Consider the following 24,346-nt stretch of genomic DNA (forward strand, 5'->3'; position numbering starts at 1 on the left):
TTGCAAATAACAAACACAACACGCACTCCCGGAATGATGAAAAAATTTCTCGCGCTTGCCGTTATTGCGCCGTTGCTCATCTCCTGTTCCAGTTCGACCAAAAAAGGCGATTCCTATAACGAAGCCTGGGTCAAGGATACCAACGGTTTTGATATTCTGATGGGGCAATTTGCCCATAACATTGAGAATTTGTGGGGATTTAAGGAAGTGCTGATTGCGGGTCCAAAGGACTACGTAAAGTATACCGATCAGTATCAAACCCGCAGCCATATCAACTTTGATGACGGTACGATAACCGTCGAGACCATTGCCGGGACAGATCCCGCCGGACACCTGCGTCGGGCGATTATCAAGACATTGCTGATGGGGGATGATCCAGGTTCTATCGACCTCTATTCCGATGTCGACGACATTAAGATTTCCAAAGAGCCGTTCCTGTACGGGCAGGTGGTCGATAATACCGGCAAGCCCATTCGTTGGGAGGGACGTGCCACCAATTTCGCTGACTATCTGCTGAAAACACGCCTGAAAAGCCGCAGCAATGGTATTCGCATCATCTATAGCGTGACGATCAACCTGGTACCGAACCACCTTGATAAGCGCGCGCATAAATACGTCGGCATGGTGCGTCAGGCTTCGCGTAAGTATGGCGTCGATGAGTCGCTGATTCTGGCCATCATGCAAACCGAATCCTCATTTAACCCATATGCGGTCAGCCATGCCGATGCGCTGGGACTGATGCAGGTGGTACAGCACAGCGCCGGGAAAGATGTGTTTCGCTCGCAAGGGCGCTCCGGCACACCGAGCCGTAGCTTCCTGTTTGACCCGGCCAGCAACATTGATACCGGTACCGCCTATCTGGCTATGCTCAACAATGTCTATTTAGGCGGCATTGATAATCCAACGTCCCGTCGCTACGCGGTGATCACGGCATATAACGGCGGTGCGGGCAGCGTGCTGCGTGTTTTCTCGAACGATAAAATCCAGGCAGCGAATATTATCAACAGCATGACCCCGGGGGACGTTTATCAAACGCTGACTACCCGACATCCGTCGGCTGAATCACGCCGATACCTTTACAAGGTCAATTCCGCACAAAAATCATATCGACGCCGCTAATATATCCCCTCTTCTGCCCCGTAAACGGGGCCCGGAAGAGGGTAAAGTGTTAACTCCATCACTCTTTTGCTTTGCAATCAGAAATTGTTTGCAAATATTTGTCACAGGTAACAAAAAAAGAGTGTCCCTCGTTGATAGAATCACATCATCAAGCCCCGGCAAATGTGCCTTTTAAAACATTCATCCGCATTACGGTGTGAGGAAATTAACATGAATCTTAAGCTGCAGCTGAAAGTGCTCTCGTTTCTGCAGTTCTGCTTATGGGGTAGTTGGCTCACTACCCTCGGCTCCTATATGTTTGTCACCCTAAAATTCGATGGTGCATCCATTGGCGCAGTGTATAGCTCGCTGGGGATCGCCGCCGTGTTTATGCCTACGCTGTTAGGGATCGTGGCCGACAAATGGATCAGTGCGAAATGGGTGTACGCCATTTGTCACCTGGTCGGTGCAGCAACGCTGTTCGCCGCAGCCGAAGTCACCACCCCAGGCGCGATGTTCTTTGTGATCTTGCTTAACTCTTTGGCCTATATGCCAACGCTGGGGTTAATCAACACCATTTCTTACTATCGCCTGCAGTCAGCCGGGATGGATATCGTAACGGACTTCCCGCCAATCCGTATCTGGGGCACTATCGGCTTTATCATGGCGATGTGGGGCGTGAGCTTCTCCGGCTTCGAGCTGAGTCATATGCAGCTGTATATCGGTGCAACGCTGTCCGTTGTTTTGGCGCTGTTCACGCTGACGCTGCCGCATATTCCGGTGGCTAACCAGCAGAAAAACCAGAGCTGGTCGTCCATGCTGGGCCTGGATGCTTTCGCGCTGTTTAAAAACAAGCGCATGGCGATTTTCTTCATCTTCTCAATGATGCTGGGCGCGGAACTACAGATTACCAATATGTTCGGTAATACCTTCCTGCACAGCTTCGATAACAACCCACTGTTCTCCGGTAGCTTCATCGTTGAACACGCCTCGGTGATGATGTCGATCTCGCAGATTTCCGAGACGCTGTTTATCCTGACCATCCCGTTCTTCTTGAGCCGTTACGGTATTAAGAATGTAATGCTTATCAGTATTGTGGCGTGGATGCTGCGTTTCGGCCTGTTTGCCTACGGCGATCCGACACCGTTCGGTACCGTGCTGCTGGTTCTGTCGATGATTGTTTACGGCTGCGCCTTCGACTTCTTCAACATCTCTGGCTCGGTATTCGTGGAGAAAGAAGTTCGTCCTGAAATCCGCGCTAGCGCACAGGGTATGTTCCTGATGATGACCAACGGCTTCGGTTGTATTCTGGGCGGACTGGTGAGCGGTAAAGTAGTTGAACACTATACGCTGAACGGTATTACCGACTGGCAGACCGTGTGGCTGATCTTCGCAGGTTACTCGCTGGTTCTGGCTTTTGCCTTCGTGGCGCTGTTTAAATATAAACACGTACGCGTTCCGGCAGGCACCCAAACTATCGCGCACTAACGTTTACGCAGAGAAAAGCGGGTTGCCAAAAGGTAACCCGTTTTTTTTGCGCTTACTTCACAACATATCCATACAGACGCTTAATACCGTCTGCATCCGTTTCACTGTAAACACCTTGCAGCTCCGGCGAGAAGCCCGGCAGCAGGTTAACACCCTCTTCCAGCGCCAGGAAATAACGTTGCACCGCCCCGCCCCAGATTTCGCCCGGTACCACGCACAGAACACCTGGAGGATAAGGCAGCGCACCTTCTGCCGCAACGCGACCTGCGGCATCACAAATACGCACCAGTTCGACATCACCACGGATAAAGGCGCTGTTGGCATCCTGCGGGTTCATCGCCACGGCAGGCAAACTCTCCTGTCGGAACATCGCTTTTTGCAGATCCTTCACATCAAAGCTGACGTATAAATCGTGCATCTCCTGACACAGTTCACGCAGCGTGTAATCCCGATAGCGTACCGGATACTTGTTGAAGATGGTGGGCAGCACATCTGCCAGCGGCGTATCGTCCTCAATATGCTGCTCAAACTGCGCCAGCATCGCCACTAGTTGCGCCAGTTTCTCGGTGCTTTCTGCCGGGGTCAGCAGGAACAGAATCGAGTTAAGGTCGCATTTCTCCGGAACAATGCCGTTTTCACGCAGGTAATGCGCCAGAATCGTCGCCGGAATACCAAACTCAGTATATTGCCCGGTTTGCGCATCAATGCCCGGAGTAGTTAACAACAGCTTGCAGGGATCAACGAAGTACTGGTCGCGCGCGTAGCCGGAAAAACCATGCCATTTAGCACCCGGTTCAAAGCTAAAGAAGCGGCGCTCACTGGCAATCACCTGCGTCGGATAGCTTTCCCACGGCTTACCATCAACTACCGGAGGAATAAACGGCTGAATCATCTTACAGCGGGCAATAATCGCTTTACGAGCCTCGATCCCCAGCGCCACACACTCCGCCCATAGCCGACGACCGCTCTCGCCTTCATGTATTTTGGCGTTCACGTCCAGCGCCGCAAACAGCGGGTAAAACGGGCTGGTGGAAGCATGCAGCATAAACGCATTGTTCAGACGCTTATGCGGGCAGAATCGCGCCTGACCACGAATATGGTTATCCTTTTTGTGGATCTGCGAGGTTTGCGAGAATCCGGCCTGCTGTTTGTGTACCGACTGGGTGACAAAGATCCCCGGATCGTCAGCATTGAGCTCCAGTAGCAGCGGTGACCCATCGGCCATCATCGGAATAAATTGCTCGTAGCCAACCCAGGCAGAATCAAACAGGATGTAATCGCACAGGCTACCGATCTTGTCGATCACCTGCCGGGCGTTGTAGATCGTACCGTCATAGGTACCAAGCTGAATGATTGCCAGACGGAACGGGCGCGGCTGGTCAGCCTTGTGCGGCGCAACGTCACGCAGTTGCTGGCGCAGATACGCCTCATCAAAGCAGTGCTCGTCAATACCGCCAATAAAGCCAAACGGATTACGCGCCGCTTCCAGATAAACCGGCGTCGCGCCTGCCTGGATCAGCGCACCGTGGTGGTTGGACTTATGGTTGTTGCGGTCAAACAGCACCAGATCGCCGCGCGTCAGCAGCGCGTTGGTGACCACTTTATTCGCCGCAGAGGTTCCGTTCAGCACAAAGTAGGTTTTATCCGCGTGAAAAACTTTCGCGGCAAATTTCTGCGCATGTTTCGCTGATCCCTCATGAATCAGCAGATCGCCCAGCTTAACGTCAGCGTTGCACATATCCGCGCGGAACAGGTTCTCGCCAAAGAACTCATAGAAATGTCTGCCCGCCGGATGCTTCTTAAAAAACTCACCGTGCTGGTGCCCCGGGCAGGCAAACGTGCTGTTCCCCATTTCGACATACTGGGTAAGGGTGTCATAGAACGGCGGCAGCAACTCTTCCTCATACTGACAGGCAGCAGACTCCAGCTCCAGCCAGTCCTGAGCCTGACCGCAAATCACCGCGTTAACGCCCGCAGGTACATCGACATCAGACTCTGCGAACAAAAACACCGGTATATGAAAACCAGTGCGTTTCAGCAAAGCCAGGATCCCACTGCGGCTGTCCGCAACGGTAATGACGACTGCCGCGACGTCAGTAAAATCGGTGCTGTCCAGCGCAACCACCTGGCGATGGCTGGAAAGACGAGAAGCCAGTTCACCACTGGCGGCAATTTTCATTGATTTCATAAGCGCAATAACCCGTTTCGGGAAAATCAAAAGTCCCGGGCAAAGCCGCATTGCTTTGCCCACGAAATGACGGGTCAAACTGGTTACCAGCCCCGACCGCCAGACATCAGTAAAAGCAGATAGCCTCTGATCTTACTGTTATCCTGCAGTGAGCGTACGCTGCCCTCACCGCATGGTGAGAGCGTGAAGATAAGTCGCAGGAAGGGGCGAACGTCGCGCAAAAAGGCGATGTTGAAGGCGATGTAGGGGGAGTAATGTCATCCCAGGCAGCCCCATTCAGACAGGAGAAAATTCGCGCAATCATGGCACCTTTCACCTACTGGCGCAAGATAAAATCCTGTGCTTAAACCTCACAGATAAACAAGCATTTCGTCTGACAATAGCGGCATAATAATGCAATCTGAAACATAATTTCACCCAAACAGTTGCCTTTAACATCAAGACGATAATGGGTATGCAGGAGCAAACGTGGTAATCGGACCCTTTATTAATGCCAGCGCCATTTTATTAGGCGGTGTTCTCGGCGCGCTGCTCAGTCAGCACTTACCCGAACGTATTCGGATCTCAATGACCTCAATATTCGGGTTGTGCTCGTTGGGAATTGGTATCTTGTTGGTTATCAAATGCGTTAACTTGCCGGTGATGGTTCTGGCGACACTGATCGGTGCATTAATTGGCGAATTCTGCCATCTGGAAAAAGGAATCAATGCCGCGGTTGCCAAAGCGCAACAGCTTTTCACCAAATCGGATGCCAATGCAACACACGAATCCTTTATCCAAAGCTATGTGGCGATCATCGTGTTGTTTTGCGCCAGCGGGACCGGGATATTCGGGGCGATCCATGAAGGGATGACCGGCGATCCTAATATTTTAATCGCCAAGTCATTTCTCGATTTCTTCACCGCTATTATCTTCGCCTGCTCGCTAGGGATCGCCGTGTCTGCCATTTTCATACCGATGCTGGCAATTCAGTTGACGCTTGCCACCTGTGCGGCTCTGATTTTACCGCTGACAACCCCAGCCATGATGGCCGATTTCAGCGCTGTAGGCGGACTGTTGCTACTTGCAACCGGTTTGCGGATTTGTGGCATTAAAATGTTTGCGGTGGTGAATATGCTTCCTGCCCTTCTACTGGCAATGCCGCTTTCCGCAGCGTGGACGGCTTTTTTTGCCTGAGAATGCGTGCAATAGCAACAATGTGGTGATAGATTGTGCAGTCTGCATTGATTTGAAGAAATTTCGTTGACGAAACGAAGTGAATCGGGTTTAATGCGCCTCGTTGCCCGGATAGCTCAGTCGGTAGAGCAGGGGATTGAAAATCCCCGTGTCCTTGGTTCGATTCCGAGTCCGGGCACCACTATTCAAAGAACCCGCCCAAAAGGCGGGTTTTTGCTTTGGAGTATTTCTAAAATTATTCCCATCAAATAACCCCGTGGTAGTAACATCACCACCACAGGGGGTTGCGATTATTCCTTCACCACAATCAGCGGTTCGATATCGCTCTCTTTTTTAATCACCAGTGATTCATCGCCGCGCAGGCAGGTACCGCCGTAGTTACCGCCTACGGTGAAGGTACAAACCTGAATATATTTACCGGCAATGTTTGGCAGACACCAAAGCTGCTGATAAATGTTCTTCTGCTCGGCAAACTTACCGCTGGTTTTATCCAGTAGCTCTTCCTGATGGCTCACCAGATCGATGTTGCTGCCACAACGTCCTGCAATGGGTTTCACCGCATAACCGGTTTGTGCCAGCTCTTCATTAACAGTGAAATCGGTATCAAGCAGATAGCGGTGGTGCGGGAAAAGCTGCCAGAGGATTGGCAATATCGCTTTGTTGCCTGGGATCACCGTCCACAGAGGTTCGAAGACCAGCACTTCCGGGCGCAGCAACACGTCGATTAAACGCACTTCCTGATTCGTATGCCCGGTACGAATTGGTACCGCGGCGTACTCCGTTTCGCTGACCTCTCGCACCTGCTCAATCGCGGTTTCCCACGCCCAGGTTTTCCAGACACAGTTCACCAGGCGGCCGTCACCGTCAATCAGTTGACCGGCATCATCCCAACATAGCTCATCGAGGCCACGCAGAATTTTGCTGTCAAACCCAGCCTGACGCAGCGCCTGCTGCATAAACTGCGCGTGATAGTTTTCTTCGATATCCTTATCCTGCATGATGTGGACAAACGGACGTGCGCGGCTGTGCTTCCAGGCACCCGCCAGTTCGTTGATCAACCCTTCAGCCGGGTTGTGTCCCTGCCCTGTGTAGCCCCGCTCAGCCCATCTTTCGAGAATCAAGCCAGCTTCGGTATGGCACGAGGCGGAATCGGCGTTGTACTCATACACCTTCAGTCCGCGTTCATCCATACAGAAATCCATACGACCCGTGATCATATGATGCCGGCGACGCTGCCAGGAAAGGCGCAGGCGCGGCCAGAGGATTTTCGGAATATCGAAAAGCGCCAGCAAGTTATCGTCTTTCAGCACCTTGTCGGTCGCGTGCAAGTACATCAGGTGCAGCTCGTTAGTGGCTTTGATCAGCTCCTGTTCGGCACTTTCGGTAATGGTGAAGTACTGATGCGGATCCTGATTAATCACATGCCCATTCGCCAGCACGTAGGCTTTTTGCAGCGGATCCTGTTCATCCAGCCATTTACCGTCAAACTGCCCGTTATCTTCCAGTCGCGCGCCGCCAATTTTCAGCGAGTCACTGGCGATCTCCGGCTGCGGCAGGCTGTAACGAGTATCCTCGGTCTGGATCATCCATCCAAGGATGGTGGTGTCGTCAAAGGTATCCCGCAGGGTGTAGCAACCGTTTTCAACCACCATCTCCAGCTCGCGGGTCCACTGCTGTCCGGGAGGCAGCGGCGTATGGAGCACGTTCTGTTCGGCAATACGGATTTTGTTTTCCAGCAACTGGGTAACGACCGCCACATGCCCGGTATCTTTAAATTCGCCGCCTTTTTGCCAGATAAGCAACGCGCCTGCTACCGGTGCGCGGGGTGAACCATTGGGAAATGCCTGTAACGGCAGGATATTGTCATTCACCACTTCACGTAGGAAGCGTAAGGAGAAGATCTCCCAGGCCATGCCTACATCGGTGAAGACCACGCCATAGTTAAGGAACAGAAAGCGGCGTGCGAACTCTACGCACTGCCATTTGTGGCCCATGTATTCGTCGTCGATATAGCTGCGAAATGCCGCATCATCGTCGTAGTCCCGCGGGTCGAGGGAGCTGTAATCTGAAGAGTAGATTGCTACGCCACCTGGGGCGTAGCCCAATAATGTCCCGAATGGGGCATCCTGACTGGTCGTTCCTTTGCTCATGCACCTTACCTCAAAACAATACAGCCTGAGCAGGTTGGCGTGAATTTTTCGCTCTGATTGCCTGCTCTGCGACACTAACCGGACAGAGGTCGACATCATCATACACCTCAACGCAGCGGCTGGCGCTCAGAGGCGAAAAATTCACAACAGGAACTACACCTGAGTAAGGATTACCGGTACGCTTTTATAGGCCGGAGTCAAACTTTGTGTATCCACCGCGTCCAACGAGAGCAGGACATTCGCTTCAGGTAGATACGCGCCAATTGAGCCCGCCGCCATGTTGTAAATCACCACCGTTAAACCGTACATGATGCGATCCGCGCAGGGCTGACCGTTGTCGTCCAGCGCCTGAACGTTGACCACATCACCTTGGCTCAGACCGCGGCTCATCGCTTCTTCAGCGCTTAAAAACACCACATCCCGACGGCCGGTAATGCCACGATAGCGATCGTTCATACCATAAATCGTGGTGTTGTACTGATCGTGGCTGCGTAGCGTCGCCAGCACAAGCGCAGCAGCAGGCTGGTTCTCCCGCTCTACCGCCCGCTGATGGCTGACGATAAAGTTGGCTTTGCCATTCTCCGTTCGCCATTCACGGCGCGAAGCAGGCGTATCCATACGAAACCCGCCCGGTTCAGCAATACGGGCGTTGTAGTCGTGGAACGCCGGGATCACGGCTTCAATGGCGTCACGGATCAACCCGTAGTCCCCGGTTAACGCTTCCCAGTTGATCGGCGAAAGCGGCAGCGTTGCGCGCGCCATGCCCGCCACAATCGCAGGCTCGGATTTTAGCCAGCGGGAAGCCGGCTTCAGCGCGCCACAGGACGCGTGGACCATCGACATCGAGTCTTCGACGGTCACAGACTGAATGCCCGTAGCTTGCAGATCGCGCTCGGTTCTACCCAACGCGGGGAGCAAATAGTTGTGTTTTGCCAGCAGCAGGTGCGATCTGTTCAGTTTGGTCGCCACATGGACCTGCAGATCCAGATTTTTCATCGCCGCAAAGGTACGCTGCGGCTGGGGCATCGCCACCGCCAGATTGCCACCCATGCAGATGAGTGCTTTTGCATCGCCCCGCTCGATGGCCCGAATACTCTCCACGCTGGAACGACCATGTTTGCGCGGAACACGGATAGAAAAATACGTCTCAAGGCGTTGCAGGAAATCTTCGGACGCCGCTTCGTTGATCCCCACAGAACGATCGCCCTGCACATTAGAATGACCGCGCAACGGGCAGATCCCCGCCCCAGGCTTACCTATATTGCCTTTCAGCAGCAGCAGGTTTACCAGTTGCTGGACGTTCTCAGTGCCGTTTTTATGCTGGGTGATGCCCAGGCCGTAACAAACAATCGTGGCGCGGGATTTACTGTAGCTGTGCGCCAGATCTTCCATCTGACTGCGCGTCAGACCCGAGTCCTGTTCCAGCTCCGCCCAGCTACGCTGGCGTAAGTCATCATACAACGCAGCATATCCAGCGGTATGCTCTTCGATAAACGCATGATCGAGCGTCGGCTGCTGATCCAATAAGATCCGCGCTTCGTCCATTTCGATTAGCGCTTTCATGATGCCTTTGAGCAGCGAAGCGTCACCGCCCATTTTTACCTGGTAGTAGTCGTTGCTCAGCGCCGTCGCCTGACCGGTGAACATCTCTTTCGCGCTTTGCGGGAAGCTAAAGCGCTCAAGCCCCCTTTCGTTCAGCGGATTAATGGAGATAATTTTAGCCCCGCGTTTGGCAACGTCGCGTAAGGTGGTCAGCATGCGCGGATGGTTAGTGCCAGGGTTATGCCCGATACAAATCACCAGATCGCAGTGGTCAAAGTCCTCAAGTTCAACGGTTCCTTTTCCAAGGCCAATGGCCGGCGTTAGCCCTGCGCTGGTCGGTCCGTGGCACATGTTTGAGCAATCAGGGAAGTTGCTGCTGCCATATTCGCGGGCAAACAGCTGATACAGGAACGCTGCCTCATTTGACGTTCTGCCGGAGGTGTAAAACTCAACCTGCTGGGCTGAATCATAACTGCGCAGACGCTCCCCGATTTCCTGGAAGGCGATATCCCAATCCACCGCCTGCCAGGTATCTGATGCGGCATCGTATTTCATTGGATGCGTCAAACGACCGATGTTTTCCAGCTCATAATCGCTGTAATGCCAGAGTGTAGAAACCGGATGACGGCTGAAAAATTCCGGTGACGCTTTCTTGTTGGTTGTCTCCCAGGAAACCGCCTTAACGCCATTTTCGCACAGCTCCATCGGTGCCCGATGGCCAGGGTCCGGCCATGCACAGCCCGGACAGTCGAACCCTTTCACCTGGTTCATTTTAAACATCGCGATAATGTCGCGGGCGACAGCCTTTTGCGAAAACAGCGAAGCAGTGACGGCTTTTACCGCGCCCCACCCACCCGCCGGGCCCTGATAACCGCTTACTCCTGGAACACCCTTTTTCATTATTACTGCTTATTCACCGCCAATTTTTGATGGTGAATACGGTAGCAATTTCCGTGCAACAATGATTTCCTCTTCATGGAGTACGGGCCAGGTACAATGAACGGGTTAGATTTATCTTCCCCTTTCAGCACAAAACGGCATAAAGTCCCAATCTGTTAAATTCAGTTCTACCTGGCTGCTACACTGCATCAAACAACCACTCAGAAGGCAGGTCACTATGTCAGACAATACCTATCAGCCCGCGAAAGTCTGGACGTGGGAAAAATCGAACGGCGGCGCATTCGCCAATATCAACCGCCCTGTTTCCGGCGCTACACACGAGAAAACGCTGCCGGTTGGCAAGCATCCCCTGCAGCTCTATTCGCTGGGTACGCCAAACGGGCAGAAAGTGACGATTATGCTGGAGGAGTTGCTGGCGCAGGGCGTGAAGGGCGCGGAATACGATGCCTGGATTATCCGCATCGGCGATGGAGATCAGTTTTCCAGCGGCTTTGTTGAGGTGAATCCGAACTCGAAGATCCCGGCACTGCGTGACCACTCGCAAAACCCACCGGTTCGCGTATTTGAATCTGGCGCAATCCTACTCTATCTGGCGGAAAAATATGGTTATTTCTTGCCGCAGGATTTGGCAAAACGTACTGAAACGCTAAACTGGTTGTTCTGGTTACAGGGTGCTGCTCCGTTCCTTGGCGGTGGCTTTGGTCACTTCTATAATTATGCGCCGGTTAAAATTGAATACGCGATTAATCGCTTCACCATGGAAGCCAAGCGCTTACTTGACGTGTTGGATAAACAGTTAGCGCAGCATCAGTTTGTCGCCGGAGATGAATACACCATTGCCGATATGGCAGTCTGGCCGTGGTTTGGCAATGTGGTTCTGGGTAACGTGTACGACGCGGCAGAGTTCCTTGATGCAGGAAGCTACAAGCACGTGCAGCGCTGGGCAAAAGAGATTGCGGCGCGTCCGGCGGTTAAGCGTGGTCGTATTGTGAACCGCACCAACGGACCTCTGAACGAGCAGCTTCATGAACGCCATGAAGCCAGCGACTTCGATACCAATACCGAAGATAAGCGCCAGGCTTAAAATGCCTGATGGCGACGCCGGGGCGTCTTATCAGGCCTACAAAGATGTCATGCCGTAGGTCGGATAAGGCGTTTGCGCCGCCATCCGGCACAAAATCACGCGCTGGTGACGTCGTACTCCATACGGCGAAGTGCGTCTAACGTGGCTTTAGCTTCATCTTCATCAATGATGCTCATGGCGAACCCTACGTGCACCAGCACCCACTGCCCGACCAGCTCAGCCGTATCACCTTCACAAATCAGGGCAATATTGACATCACGTTTGATGCCGCACACTTCAACCTGCGCAAGCTGGTGAATATCTTCACCAACGGCCAGAACCTGACCAGGGACTCCAATACACATATCTGACTCCGCCCCATAGCAACCTATGGGTTATTCGACTTCAATACTTTTCACTTTCAGTGAATCGCCCGCATCAACTCGCAGACGATCCCCCTGACAATGTGGACACTGCGCATCATGCTGGGTGATTTCCACAACCTGACTGCAATCCCAGCACCATGCCTGGGCTGGCTTGTAATCAATATGCAGCTCACACCCTTGCGCCAGCGTCCCCTGACAGACGATGTCGAAACTGAAACGCACGGCGCTCTCTTCAACGCAGGAGAGCGCCCCGATTTCCAGCCAAACGCCGGTTACACGTTTGACACCGTGCTGCTCTGCCTGCTGTTGAACAATCTCAACCGCGCTCTGACAAAGGGACAGCTCATGCATTTTCGCAGTTCCGACGACCCAGCAGCAGCGCGCGGCGATTGAGCTGCGGCGCATTTGGATCGCTCACCGGCAGCGATAACAGCATTCGCGCACAATCGTCAGTCAGGCGCACACCTTCTTGCGCAGACATGCTGTGCGAAAGCGGCGACATCAGTGAACAGGAAAGGTATTGTGATACGCCCTCCAGTTCACCAACGGTAAAGGTCATCTCGCCATACGGCAGACGCAGCCCGATTTTTTCGCTGACTTTACGTACCGGCCAGACCTGGTCTGGTCCAGGGAAAATCAGTGCGCTGAGCATCCAGGGTGTGATAACACACCCCGTCCACTGCCCTTCAAACAGCGTAAAATCAGAGACATATACCGGCATATTCGGGTGCAAGAAAGAGAGATCGTGCATCGAACGCCGGGCAACCTCTTCAAACGCTGCCTGAATCTGCATCTTCGGGGCCGTCTGAAAACCGACAAACTCCTCAGACATGAGCCGCCTCCCGAGGGATCGCTTCAACACCTGATTCGCTAAGCGCAGCAAGAACCTGCTCAAGCGCAGGTTCAATCATCGCTTCGACCGTTGGCGTTAGCCCGATATGCGGCTCCAGTGATTCCGGAATAATGCCGACTAACGTCAGCTTTTTCGGAAACTCTCCGGTGAAACGCAGGGCCGACAAAACGTCGGCCAGGCCAAGCTGGTGCGGAGAGATTTTGTTGGTAAACAGCGCCGGGATCTCTTCATCCCGCAGGACCATCATCGTTCCTGGCGTGTTTTTCTTCGACACAATGGCGTCAGCAATGATCAGATGATCTCTGTTCGCCATATCGCCGAGAAGCTCCATCCCAGCCGTACCACCGTCCAGAACATCAACAAAGTCTGGCAGGATGTACCGTTGCTCTAATGCCTCAACGATACGTACTCCGATGGCTTCGTCGGTCAGCAAAATATTGCCGACCCCTAAGACTAATATCCGCATTACAGAACCTTAACTGAGACCACTTCGTTCCCGTCAACGTCCACCACATGCACCGCACATGACATACAAGGATCGAAGGAGTGAATGGTACGAACCACTTCCAGCGGTTTGTTTGGATCGGCAATCGGCGTACCTACCAGCGAGCGCTCATACGGTCCCACTTCATCATTAAAGTTACGTGGGCCAGAGTTCCAGGTTGACGGTACAACCGCCTGGTAGTTGCTGATAATGCCATCTTTAATCACCATCCAGTGAGACAGCATACCGCGTGGCGCTTCGAGGAAACCAACACCTTTGAATTCGCCCGTTGCCGGAATATCCGGTTTCACGAAGGTGGTGTGGTCGCCTTTACCGATGTTCACGATCAGCGCGTTGTACTGATCCTGCAGAACGTTCTGCAGTTCACAGCAGTGAACGGTACGGCCAATAATACGACCCAGCGTAGAGTGCAGCTGAGACACTTCGATAGTTTTACCGGTCAGCTTGGTGTAAATCGCGATGATTTCATTCAGCTTGGCATGAGTAGACTCACGTTTGGCCGCCAGTTTACACAGCATGTTGGCCAGCGGACCCACTTCAACCGTTTTACCGTAGAAGGTCGGTGCTTTAACCCAGGAGTACTTGCCGTCATCTGACCAACCGGTGTAATCAGGAACCGTTGTACCTTCCCACGGAGCCTGCGGCGCTTCGTCTTTGTACCACGCGTGTTTCGCACTCTCCTGAATCCCTTTGATCAGGTACTCATCGGAGTGAGAGGTAATCGGACGATAGGTCGACAGATCTTCATTAGTAATGTAACCACCCGGGAACAGGAAGCTGCCGTTTTTACCGTCAGTCGGGAATTCCGGCGCGCTCAGGTAGTTAACCGCGCCCTGACCACGTTCCAGCCATTCAGGGTAGAACGCAGCAATGACCGCAGTATCAACCTTGTAAACCTGCTCAACGAAGTCGCTCAGCTTATCAATGAAAGACTTGATGTACATCAGACGCTCAAGGTTCAGCACGCCAAGACCGTCGAGGTTAATCGGGTTAGCAACCCCACCTACCGCCAGGTTCTGGATGTGCGGCGTTTTACCGCCCAACAGCGCCACAACGCGGTTGGCATCACGCTGGCATTCCAGCGCCTGCAGATAGTGAGCGACCGCAATCAGGTTCACTTCCGGCGGCAGTTGCATTGCCGGGTGACCCCAGCAACCGTTAGCAAAAATGCCTAACTGACCGCTGGCAACAAGATCTTTGATCTTGTTCTGAACCTTGGTGAACTCTTCTGCGCTGTTCAGGTGCCAGGAGGACACGCCGTTCAGCATGGCAGATGCTTTCGCTGGGTCAGCTTTCAGGGCAGAGGTGATATCCACCCAGTCCAGCGCAGACAGCTGATAGAAGTGAACAATGTGGTCATGCGTGGTGTGCGCGGCCAGAATGATGTTACGGATATACTGTGCGTTCACCGGAACATCAATATTCAGCGCACTTTCTGCTGCACGAACGGAAGAGATAGCGTGAGTGGTCGTACAAACGCCACAGATACGCTGCACAATCATCCAGGCATCGCGCGGATCGCGGTTTTTCACGATCTCTTCCATGCCGCGCCACATGGTGCCGGAAGCCCATGCTTTAGATACCACGCCATTTTCGATTTCGCAGTCGATGCGTAAATGACCCTCAATACGGGTTACCGGATCAATAGTAATTCTCTGGCTCATGCTTTGCTCGCCTCATGACGATTTTGATCGTTTTGTTTTAAAGGAGGAAGTATCGGCAGTAGACGAATGAGTACGATGTATGCACAAATCTCAATAGCCACAAAACCAATAGAAATCAACAGTTCTTCCCAGGTCGGGAAGTAGTGGTAGCCACCACCAGGATTGAACGCCACCAGCGAATAGGACAGACGCCATGTTGCACAACCCAGCAATGCGCTCAGCGCAGACAGATACAGCATGCGCGAGTCATTACGCAGCTTAGTGACGCGCAGCACCACCAGCGGGAAGACCATCAGCACGACCTCAAGCCAGAACATGGCTGAGTAGAAATCGCCTGCAAACGCATACGACAGCTTGTCGCGATAGATCAGTTCGCCAAAGCGCAGAACCACGAAAATCGCCAGCAGCACGCTGATGGTGTTCGTCAGCTTGATGAACAAACTTTTCTCGTCCGGACCGTTACCTTTCAGACCCGCTTGTACCAGTGAGCCTTCAAAGATGACGATCGAGAAGCCCATAATAAAGGCGGTTAATACCGAGAAAAGCGGCAACATTTCATAAGCTTGCCAAAGCGGATGCACCTTATAACCCGCAGAAATCATCAATGAACCCATTGAAGACTGGTGCATGGTTGGCAGCAGCGCGCCGAGGGCAATAACAAAGAACATCACTTTATTCAAACGCTTGAGAGAAACTTTCCACCCCAGACGTTCAAACAGAGCCGGAGCAAATTCCAGCGCCATGATGCCGATATAGATGGTCATACAGACCGCCGTTTCGAACAGTACCGAATTCACGTTGAAGTGACCCGGAATGTAGAAATACGGCAGGTTCCAGTAACGACCGACGTCGATGGTGATTGACAGACCACCCAGCGAGTAGCCAAACAGGCTCGCCAACAGCGCCGGACGTACCAGCGGATGGTATTGTCCTCTGTTGAAAACATACACCGCCCACGCCAGCGCCCAACCGCCGCACGCAAAGCCAGTACCAATCAACAGGTCAAACGCGATCCATACACCCCATGGGAAACCGCCGTTCAGATCGGAGACTGAGCCCAATCCGAAGACCAGACGTTTCACGATCAGGAGCATACACAGGACGATAAGCGGCCCAAAAATAATGACCGGTTTGCTGATTATTTTTCCGCCCAGCGGTTTAGGATCATGACTCATGATCGTCTCCTCCATCGTGATGGTCGTTTTTCGTGTTACGACGAACCAGCACGGTTAAGCCCGCCAGCGCAGCCAGGGGTAATATCATGCCCTTGTACAGGGAATGTTGAACATGTTCGGAACGCGCACCAGTTGAAAGATCATCCAGCTTCGGCAGATCCAAATCCTCGTAAGGAACACCCGTCAGCACCATAACCTGCGTACCACCACCTTCTTTCTCACCGTACAGGTGTGGGTAGTACTTCGGTACCGTATGCAGATAGGTATCGCCTGCTTTCACCGTTTGACGCGGATAGTGGTATTCGCTGCCAGGCTTCAGCGCGAGACGTTTTTTCGCCTCAGCCATCAGCTCTTCACGGGTACCAAAAATCACCGCACCGGCTGGGCACACTTCAACACAACCCGGCAAACCGCCTTTGTCCAGACGCTCAACGCCTTTCTGGTTACACAGTTCACATTTGTGAAGCGCACCAAACGGGTTGTTGTAGTCGTACTTAGGCACGTTGTACGGGCAGGCGACCATGCAGTAACGACAGCCCGTGCAGACGTCTTTGTCATAATGGACGATGCCGGTTTTCGGATCTTTCTTCAGCGCGGAGACCGGGCAAACGGAAACGCAGTTCGGATCAACACAGTGCATGCACTGTTTCTTGATGTATGCGTAGCCATTTTCTTCCTGGTCTTTGTTCACGCCTGTTCCGCTACGCCACACCTGGATGATGTTATTGGTATACGGAGACAGTTTGTCGTTGTTCGACCAAGTTTGCTCGCCTTCCGGGTTACGGGCCGGGAAGTTGATATCCTGACACTTGGTGACACAGGCCTGGCAGCCTACGCACAGCGTCGAGTCATAGAGCATCCCAAGAGAACCCGGGATCGGCGGACGGTTTTCTGCAGCCGCATGACTGATGGACGGCGCTGCGCCCAACAGCAATGCCCCGCTGGAGGCTGCTTTAATAAAGTTACGTCTGTTCACGGTTATTCTCCCCGTGAGTCAGCGTTATCTTTCTTTTGCTGACGCCCCAGTTCACGTACCGCCATCACGCTGACGCCGGCAACCAGTCCTACTACGCCACCCAGCAGTCCAATCGCTCCGGCAGATACATTACCGCCTTCTTTCATATTGACGTCAGGCTTCTCGGAACGCGGCGTTTGGTTTTCCACATGAGCAAGCTGGTGAATACCTTTATGGAAACCGACGCCTTCTTCGTTGCAGCCGTAGCAAGGGTGACCAATAGCCACCGGCCACACGCCGCCAACGTCGCAGAATTGCAGCGTTGAACAGTTGCCGTAGGTTTCTGGCCCTTTACAGCCCAGATGGTAGAGGCACCAACCTTCACGGTGGCCTTCATCGCCAAACTCTTTCGCAAAACGACCAGCATCGAAGTGCGGGCGACGTTCGCAGTGCTCGTGAATCAAACGGCCATAGGCGAATGTCGGACGGTTTTTGGTATCCAGCTTCGGCGGCTTACCGTAAGTGATGATATGGGCGACCGTTGCGAGGAAGTTATGCGGGTTCGGCGGACAGCCGGGGATGTTGATGATGGTTTTGCCTGGCAGAACTTCTTGCAGGCCGACGGCACCCGTTGGGTTAACGCCAGCGGCAGCAACACCACCCCACGCGGCGCAAGAGCCGATGGCAATGATAGCGGCTGCGCCCTCTGCGGCCCGGCGGATGTGATCCACGATCGGCTCACCGGCAACCATGCAGTAAATACCATTATCTTTCAGTGGGATAGAACCATCTACTACCAGAACATATTGCCCTTTGTACTTCTCCAGAGCGTTATGTTTGTTCTCTTCAACCTGATGGCCGAAGGCGGCAGAGAGCACCTCATGGTATTCCAGAGAGATTGTCTCCAGAACGAGGTTTTCCACTGTAGGGTGTGTCGCGCGAAGCAGCGATTCAGTACAACCCGTACACTCCTGGGCACCAATCCAGATAACCGGTGGGCGCTGAGGACGAGAAACTGATTCGGCCATTTCTGCGGCGGCTTTGCTACTGAGCCCCATGGTAGCGGCCAGTGCTGCACAAAGCTTCATGAAATCACGGCGATTAATGCCGCTCGAATTGATGAGAGAGTTATCTCCAGTCATTTTATAGTTATTCCGTTGCGAAGACCTGGCTTTTATTTTGCACCATTCGCATGTTGCATATTGCGATCGGCGCGCCATTACCACACTTTTTATATGGTTATGTGCATTATAATACTTCGACGGAGCAACAAAACGAAGGCGTAGGTCAATAGTGTAATTAATTAAAGCAAGATAATACCCCTTTCGGATCAAGCTTCGAGTCGATAGCCAGCCATGAAAAAACGAATTGTTGTACTGGATTGATTCTCTCTAAAGAAATCCATAACCATCTCTTTATCCAGTCCATAGCGACGCGTGAGGATGCCCGCTTCCCACGCGCTAAGCTGTCGATCGCCCGTTTTTTCAAACATGCGATGTGAAAATCCCAACACAAAACCACGCTTATAATCCGCACAAAAATTCGCCACTGAGCGTGCGCTGTCCGCACTTGAGGCGTTTAATCCGGCCATCAGGCCTTTTCCAAAATGGTTGTCCATGCATAACCTCCAATCGCTATATAATAAATTATATAGCGATTTTTTGAGCAAAGACCAGAGGTATCACGAACTTTTTATGCCAGCTTAAAAGGACACCCATTCATCCGTTTTAGCTGCCGCAGACGTTTTGCTGTCTGCTGAAGGGGAAGCAGTATTAGCAGCGGTGTATTGCACATCATTCGCTGAGAGGCGGAACTGTTGCACCGAGCGTTGCAGTTCCTCTGTTTGTCTTTCCAACGCCACGGCAGCGGCGGAGACTTGCTCTACCAATGCAGCGTTCTGTTGCGTTACGCTGTCCATCTGCGTGATCGCCACGCTCACCTGCGAGATGCCCTTATTCTGTTCTTCCGAGGCTGAGGCAATTTGCTTCATGATGACCGTCACTTCGGTGGCACCGCGCAGAATTGCCTCCATGGTTAATCCCGTTTCTTTAACCAGACGAGCCCCCTGGTCGACACGACGCGATGACTCGCCAATTAGCGTCTCAATCTCTTTCGCCGCTCCGGCGCTGCGACTGGCAAGGTTGCGTACTTCACCGGCAACGACGGCAAAACCGCGCCCCTGCTCGCCTGCCCTGGCAGCTTCAACTGCGGCGTTCAGCGCCAGAATATTGGTCTGGAAAGCAATACTATTAATAACTGACGTGATTTCCGCGATCTGTTTAGAGCTGGCGGCAATACCATCCATCGTCTCAACCACTTCTGAAACCAGCGTGCTCCCTTTACCTGCCGTTTCTGTGGCCGTATCGGCAAGCTGGCTGGCTTCACGCGCATTTTCAGCGTTCAGTTTTACCGTTGCGGTCAGTTGCTCCATGCTGGCAGCGGTCTCTTCCAGCGCCGCGGCCTGCTCTTCAGTACGTGAGGAGAGATCGTTATTACCGGTGGAAATTTCCGTCGCCCCTCGCCAGATGTTGTCACTACCTGAACGGATGGTACTGACGGCTTCGCGCAGGCTGTCCTGCATCGCGCACAGTAACGGCACCAGTTGACCCACACAGTTACGACCAAAATCTTCAATGGGATGGCTGAGATCGCCCTGCGCAATCTGCTGGAACTGCTGACGGATGCGTCCCAGAGGTTTCACCATCATGGCGACGAGGTAACGGTCGGTAAAGAACAGTAGGGCAATACCGAGGATAACAGCAGTAATAATTAAAGTTCGGATGATAGACGTTTTGCCATCGACCATCACGCGGGTGGTATCAAGCCGCTCTCCTGCCGTGGCGTTAAAACGCTCGGCACTGGCGCCAAATTCACGGCTCAACGCTGGCGTAACGGTACTGGCATGTTCCGCAAAGGCCGTGAGCGTGCCCTGCTTTGCCAACTGCATTTGCGGGATCACGCCATTGTCCAGCAGCGCCTGCCACTTCGTCAGTACCGCCGCGGCAACTTCCGGATCCATGGGGCCTGGAGACAATGTTTTCATCTCCTGGAGTTTTTTACTCATATTCTCCAGGGACTGCTGCGCCGGCGCAAAATCAGGCGTTCCGCCGCTCATTTTGACATCCATGGCGCGACTTAAGCGCGTTACGAAGCGAAAGTACTGATCGTTACCCTGACTGAGAACCGTCATCTGATGGACAAGATGGCGGTCAATATCATTGCCTTCAGATATTTTTGATAACGAATGAAGACTGAATAAACCCACGCCCGACCAGAGCAGGCAGAAAAGTCCCAGTATTGCCAACATGACAATACGAATAGTGAAGTTTTTCAGCAAACGCATAATAATTTCCTTGCCGTTGATGAGGAATTCGCCATCAGGCGATACTTATCCTTGTTATCGGCAGGCAGTAGAGAAGATATAATGCGTTCTTTATTTTTTTACTTTCTTAAGTACATCCACTATCTCTCCACCCTATATCACTATGAATGCTAATGAAATTAGGTAGCATTATTATTCAGGTAATTAATTAAAAGCATTAAATAATCTATTGTTTTCTATCGCAAATATTTATCAAACCACGCAAGGGTACGTTCCCAGGCTAATTCAGCGGTAGCTTTATCATAACGAGGGGTAGAATCATTGTGAAAGCCATGATTAACACCGGGGTAGATATATGCTTCATAGACTTTCTTATTCGCCTTTAGCGCCGCTTCATATGCAGGCCATCCCTCATTAATTCGGGTATCTAATTGCGCATAGTGCAGTAATAAAGGCGCGCTTATTTTAGGGACATCTGATGCAGGAACCTGACGCCCATAAAAAGGCACCGCGCAGGCCAGTTCAGGGAAAGCCACAGCTGCGGCATTCGACACACCACCACCATAGCAAAATCCGGTGATACCTACCTTTCCCGTCGTCCCTGAATAATGCTGCATAAATTCAATGGCGGCAAAAAAGTCGTTCATTAACTTTGCGGGGTCAACCTGCTGCTGCAATTCCCGACCTTTATCATCATTGCCTGGGTATCCCCCTACCGAACTTAACCCATCAGGCGCGAGTGCCATAAAGCCCGCCTTCGCCACCCGTCGCGCCACATCTTCAATATACGGATTCAGCCCACGATTCTCATGCACTACCACCACCGCCGGAACTTTCCGCGTCACCTTCGTTGGTTTAACCAAATACCCCCGCACATCACCATGACCTTCAGGCGAGGGATAGGTAATATATTCCGCCAGAATATCGGGATCGGTAAATTCTACCTGCATTGCGAGAGCGTAGTTGGGTTTCAATAAATTGAATAAGGCCAATGCCGTCATGCCACCCACTGCATATTTCGCTGCCATATTGAGAAACTCGCGTTTCGTTATTTTGCCATGAGCGTAATAGTCATAGTAGTCGAGCAGTTCTTGCGGAAAATCTTTGGCAGTCAAACGCAGCATCGTCGCACTCCTGATTGATGTTTTTTTAAGCAAAGCACAGTGACCTGTTTTTGCCCAGTTTTTCATCTCAGTGTGACCTGGTGAACGGGATATTCACCGTGAACCCGCTAGAATAGAAACGTTGTTTCGAAATTCACCTGCACTAAGGAGATCTCATGGCCTGGTTTGCCAATCCTGAACGTTACGAACAGATGCTCTATCGCTACTGTGGGCGCAGCGGTTTGCGCTTACCCGCTCTATCGCTGGGTTTATGGCACAGTTTTGGGCACGTTCAGGCGCTGGATTCACAGCGAGCCCTGTTGCGTAAAGCATTTGATTTAGGCATCACGCATTTTGATTTAGCCAATAACTATGGGCCGCCACCAGGCAGCGCAGAAGAGAATTTTGGCCGATTACTGCGCGAGGATTTTGCACACTATCGCGATGAACTGATTATCTCCACCAAGGCAGGCTATGACATGTGGCCAGGGCCATACGGTTCTGGCGGTTCGCGCAAATACCTGCTCGCCAGCCTCGATCAGAGCCTGAAACGCATGGGCCTCGACTATGTCGATATCTTCTACTCGCACCGCGTCGACGAAAATACGCCAATGGAAGAGACCGCCTCAGCCCTGGCCCACGCCGTACAGAGCGGCAAAGCGCTGTATGTCGGCATCTCATCCTATTCGCCAGAGCGTACGCAGAAAATGGCCGAGCTGATGCGGGAATGGAAAATTCCCCTGCTGATCCACCAACCGTCTTACAACCTGCTTAACCGCTGGGTAGACAGCAGCGGCCTGCTGGATACGCTGGAATCCAATGGCATGGGCTGCATCGCCTTTACGCCACTGGCTCAGGGACTGCTGACGGGGAAATACCTCAACGGCATTCCGGAAGGTTCACGCATGCAGCGTGAAGGGAAAAAAGTTCGTGGGCTGACGGAAAATATGCTGACGGAAGAAAATCTTAACAGCCTGCGGTTGCTCAATGAGATGGCGCAACAGCGTGGACAGTCGATGGCACAAATGGCCTTAAGCTGGCTGCTAAAAGACAACCGGGTGACTTCGGTATTAATTGGCGCCAGTCGACCGGAGCAACTGGAGGAAAACGTTCAGGCGTTGGCGAACCTGACGTTCAGCACCGAAGAGCTGGCGCAGATCGATAAGCACGTCGCGGACGGTAAGCTGAACCTGTGGCAGGCCTCATCTGACAAATAGCCGTATGTAACATCGTGCCGGGTGGCAGCGTTAGCCTCCCCGGCACGTAATACGGGCCAAACAGTCCCCTTCACACCTCTTCCGCTTTGATCTCCGGGCGTTGATACTCCGGCCACACCAGCGCGACAAGCGCGGGATAAGCCTCCAGACTGAACTCCCTGAAACACTGACGCAGGTTGAGCACGTCCAGGTCGGCATGCGGGACCTTCTCACCGCTCAAACAGCGCTTTTTAATATTGTCGTAATATTTATACACCGCAGAGTTGAGATCGCTACAACGCCGCTGCGCATCAAATAATCCAGGTGTCTCATTCAACTCCACCATTGTCATCCGCTTGATCGTGGAGTGGATAAAATCGATATATTCGTGATTAACGCGCCAATACCAGACCGGCGTAATCGAATTCATCAATACCGAGAAATGGTCCTCGCCTTCTTCTTTACTCAGCATTTCCGGCTGGTTTTCAGAGTGCCCATTTTCGGCATGTCGGTTTTTATTTGCACTGCGCATTAACAAAAGTACCCCGCAGGTCAGCAATAGCAGGGTAATAACAGAATAAAATATACTGTTCATATACTGGCTCCATTTTTTTTGATTTTAAAATTACGCCATGCTATTGTCAACGTGGCCTGGTTTATTTAAAACAACATATCATTGGCATCAAAGGATATTTCAACATGCTTCCCGAGCATCTTGTTCCCTCGCACTTTCACTTATCCAGCCCCGCTACCAATACCAATCCCGTAGATAATAGTGAAAATTTGACTCAGGGAAAGAGAACATTAAGCGATTACGAATCCGATATTTTGATTAGCTCAACGGCTACCGGTCAGTCACGAAATATGCTATTTGAAGAGTGCGACCGTCATTTAAAAGAGCGTCTGTTTCGTGCAGCAAAAATTGAGTCATTCTCTCGCCTTCTCAATTCACTACAAGCAGAAGGCGATATTAACGCACAAGAATTAAGTAAAATTTTGACTCAAAAAACAGCCATCATAAATGAACAGGGCAACAAAATTTGGCTTAATTTAATTACGCGTGAAACCAGCGACCCTATTTTTTATTCTTTGGAAGAGAAATAGAATGAAAGATGTTGAGGATAACAATGTTTATTTGGCTTTAGATAACCATAAAAGCGATGAGTTTGTCTTAAAGCAAAATTTAGCCGTGTTGATTGCCAATAAAAACGCGACGCTGGAAAGCGTTGCTCAGGAGATAGTCTCTATTCCCGCTGCACTGGTACAGATGAAATGGCAAAATCGGCGTGAAATTTACACGCTACAGGCTAAAGAAGAGATCTACGGTGCCGCGATCGAAGCCATTATGGAGCAGCAACCAGAACTGCGGGACAAAATCATGGCCCGACTGGAAAGCACCTACCAGCATATACTCGCGCGGGAAACAGCCACCTTACGCCTGACACGAAAGCTGTCTGAAGGGAACTACGAACCCACCAGGATAACCACGGTCGCGTTAGACGAGAACAGATAAGAACAGGTATGCGAGAGAGTTGAATCAGGAGATGCACGCCGGGTAAGGCGGCAACCATTACCCGGCAAT

The 24,346-nt window shown here is 52.1% G+C and carries 22 protein-coding genes and 1 tRNA gene; 8 read left to right on the plus strand and 15 right to left on the minus strand.

Features of this window, described 5'->3' with window-relative positions; all coding sequences use genetic code 11:
* Window positions 1-33 precede the first annotated feature (33 nt).
* Entirely contained in the window at window positions 34-1,119 is a 1,086-nt protein-coding gene (gene mltC, locus WC1_RS04945) for a membrane-bound lytic murein transglycosylase MltC (protein WP_008321260.1), read from the plus strand.
* Window positions 1,120-1,329: 210 nt separating this feature from the next.
* Window positions 1,330-2,586, plus strand: a complete 1,257-nt coding sequence (locus tag WC1_RS04940; RefSeq protein ID WP_003027130.1) for a nucleoside permease — start codon at window positions 1,330-1,332, stop codon at window positions 2,584-2,586.
* Between the two features lie 52 nt (window positions 2,587-2,638).
* Here the strand turns inward: WC1_RS04940 and WC1_RS04935 are convergent, their stop codons facing one another.
* Window positions 2,639-4,774, minus strand: a complete 2,136-nt coding sequence (locus tag WC1_RS04935; protein ID WP_016150973.1) for an ornithine decarboxylase — start codon at window positions 4,772-4,774, stop codon at window positions 2,639-2,641.
* Between the two features lie 468 nt (window positions 4,775-5,242).
* Between WC1_RS04935 and WC1_RS04930 the strand changes: the two genes are divergently transcribed.
* Together WC1_RS04930 and WC1_RS04925 are read left to right on the plus strand one after the other, a co-directional pair.
* A complete protein-coding gene (locus WC1_RS04930; protein ID WP_003838201.1) occupies window positions 5,243-5,950 on the plus strand; it encodes a DUF554 domain-containing protein in 708 nt (235 codons plus the stop codon).
* Between the two features lie 105 nt (window positions 5,951-6,055).
* Window positions 6,056-6,131, plus strand: a tRNA-Phe gene (locus WC1_RS04925).
* A 109-nt stretch (window positions 6,132-6,240) separates the two neighbouring features.
* On the opposite strand, the gene gss is transcribed toward WC1_RS04925, so the two are convergent.
* Together gss and WC1_RS04915 are read right to left on the minus strand one after the other, a co-directional pair.
* Complete coding sequence (gene gss / locus WC1_RS04920) at window positions 6,241-8,100, minus strand: bifunctional glutathionylspermidine amidase/synthase (RefSeq protein ID WP_016150974.1); 1,860 nt, start codon at window positions 8,098-8,100, stop codon at window positions 6,241-6,243.
* A 153-nt stretch (window positions 8,101-8,253) separates the two neighbouring features.
* Window positions 8,254-10,542 carry an FdhF/YdeP family oxidoreductase gene (locus WC1_RS04915; protein WP_016150975.1) on the minus strand — a complete coding sequence of 763 codons (2,289 nt, stop codon included), beginning with the start codon at window positions 10,540-10,542 and terminating at the stop codon, window positions 8,254-8,256.
* Window positions 10,543-10,759: 217 nt separating this feature from the next.
* Between WC1_RS04915 and yghU the strand changes: the two genes are divergently transcribed.
* Complete coding sequence (gene yghU, locus WC1_RS04910; RefSeq protein WP_016150976.1) at window positions 10,760-11,626, plus strand: glutathione-dependent disulfide-bond oxidoreductase; 867 nt, start codon at window positions 10,760-10,762, stop codon at window positions 11,624-11,626.
* A 95-nt stretch (window positions 11,627-11,721) separates the two neighbouring features.
* On the opposite strand, the gene hybG is transcribed toward yghU, so the two are convergent.
* The 11 genes from hybG to yghX form a co-directional block, all read right to left on the minus strand.
* Entirely contained in the window at window positions 11,722-11,970 is a 249-nt protein-coding gene (hybG, locus tag WC1_RS04905; protein WP_003024459.1) for a hydrogenase maturation factor HybG, read from the minus strand.
* 30 nt (window positions 11,971-12,000) lie between these two features.
* On the minus strand, window positions 12,001-12,342 hold the full coding sequence (gene hypA, locus WC1_RS04900) for a hydrogenase maturation nickel metallochaperone HypA (protein WP_003024462.1): 342 nt from the start codon (window positions 12,340-12,342) through the stop codon (window positions 12,001-12,003).
* Window positions 12,335-12,823 carry a hydrogenase-2 assembly chaperone gene (hybE, locus tag WC1_RS04895; protein ID WP_003024465.1) on the minus strand — a complete coding sequence of 163 codons (489 nt, stop codon included), beginning with the start codon at window positions 12,821-12,823 and terminating at the stop codon, window positions 12,335-12,337. Before hybE ends, hypA begins: the two co-directional genes overlap by 8 nt.
* The gene (locus WC1_RS04890; RefSeq protein ID WP_016150977.1) at window positions 12,816-13,310 is read right to left on the minus strand and encodes a HyaD/HybD family hydrogenase maturation endopeptidase; all 495 of its coding nucleotides are present in this window, start codon (window positions 13,308-13,310) and stop codon (window positions 12,816-12,818) included. The genes hybE and WC1_RS04890 overlap by 8 nt, the downstream gene beginning before the upstream one ends.
* Window positions 13,310-15,013: a hydrogenase 2 large subunit gene (gene hybC, locus WC1_RS04885; RefSeq protein ID WP_003024476.1), complete on the minus strand. Its 1,704-nt coding sequence runs from the start codon at window positions 15,011-15,013 to the stop codon at window positions 13,310-13,312. The genes WC1_RS04890 and hybC overlap by 1 nt, the downstream gene beginning before the upstream one ends.
* Window positions 15,010-16,188, minus strand: coding sequence for a Ni/Fe-hydrogenase cytochrome b subunit (gene hybB, locus WC1_RS04880; RefSeq protein ID WP_003024479.1), 1,179 nt, complete (start codon window positions 16,186-16,188; stop codon window positions 15,010-15,012). The genes hybC and hybB overlap by 4 nt, the downstream gene beginning before the upstream one ends.
* Entirely contained in the window at window positions 16,178-17,164 is a 987-nt protein-coding gene (gene hybA / locus WC1_RS04875) for a hydrogenase 2 operon protein HybA (protein WP_003828357.1), read from the minus strand. The genes hybB and hybA overlap by 11 nt, the downstream gene beginning before the upstream one ends.
* A 2-nt stretch (window positions 17,165-17,166) precedes the next feature.
* Window positions 17,167-18,285 carry a hydrogenase 2 small subunit gene (gene hybO, locus WC1_RS04870; protein ID WP_003024486.1) on the minus strand — a complete coding sequence of 373 codons (1,119 nt, stop codon included), beginning with the start codon at window positions 18,283-18,285 and terminating at the stop codon, window positions 17,167-17,169.
* A 188-nt stretch (window positions 18,286-18,473) separates the two neighbouring features.
* On the minus strand, window positions 18,474-18,761 hold the full coding sequence (locus WC1_RS04865; protein ID WP_003838189.1) for a DUF2623 family protein: 288 nt from the start codon (window positions 18,759-18,761) through the stop codon (window positions 18,474-18,476).
* 84 nt (window positions 18,762-18,845) lie between these two features.
* Window positions 18,846-20,486, minus strand: coding sequence for a methyl-accepting chemotaxis protein (locus tag WC1_RS04860; protein WP_016150978.1), 1,641 nt, complete (start codon window positions 20,484-20,486; stop codon window positions 18,846-18,848).
* 215 nt (window positions 20,487-20,701) lie between these two features.
* Window positions 20,702-21,589: a YghX family hydrolase gene (yghX, locus tag WC1_RS04855; RefSeq protein ID WP_016150979.1), complete on the minus strand. Its 888-nt coding sequence runs from the start codon at window positions 21,587-21,589 to the stop codon at window positions 20,702-20,704.
* Between the two features lie 155 nt (window positions 21,590-21,744).
* Between yghX and WC1_RS04850 the strand changes: the two genes are divergently transcribed.
* Window positions 21,745-22,785 (plus strand): aldo/keto reductase, encoded by a 1,041-nt coding sequence (locus WC1_RS04850; protein ID WP_003024497.1) that lies wholly within the window; start codon window positions 21,745-21,747, stop codon window positions 22,783-22,785.
* 70 nt (window positions 22,786-22,855) lie between these two features.
* Here WC1_RS04850 and WC1_RS04845 read toward each other — a convergent pair whose 3' ends face one another.
* Complete coding sequence (locus WC1_RS04845) at window positions 22,856-23,359, minus strand: ESA_00282 family adhesion-associated protein (protein ID WP_003024499.1); 504 nt, start codon at window positions 23,357-23,359, stop codon at window positions 22,856-22,858.
* 104 nt (window positions 23,360-23,463) lie between these two features.
* Between WC1_RS04845 and WC1_RS04840 the strand changes: the two genes are divergently transcribed.
* Both WC1_RS04840 and WC1_RS04835 read left to right on the plus strand, forming a co-directional pair.
* The gene (locus WC1_RS04840) at window positions 23,464-23,868 is read left to right on the plus strand and encodes a hypothetical protein (RefSeq protein ID WP_003024501.1); all 405 of its coding nucleotides are present in this window, start codon (window positions 23,464-23,466) and stop codon (window positions 23,866-23,868) included.
* A gap of 1 nt (window position 23,869) precedes the next feature.
* Window positions 23,870-24,277 carry a hypothetical protein gene (locus WC1_RS04835; protein WP_016150980.1) on the plus strand — a complete coding sequence of 136 codons (408 nt, stop codon included), beginning with the start codon at window positions 23,870-23,872 and terminating at the stop codon, window positions 24,275-24,277.
* The last annotated feature ends 69 nt before the right edge of the window (window positions 24,278-24,346 follow it).

Origin of the sequence: Citrobacter sp. KTE30, from assembly GCF_000398825.1 — a bacterium.
Lineage (GTDB): Bacteria > Pseudomonadota > Gammaproteobacteria > Enterobacterales > Enterobacteriaceae > Citrobacter > Citrobacter freundii.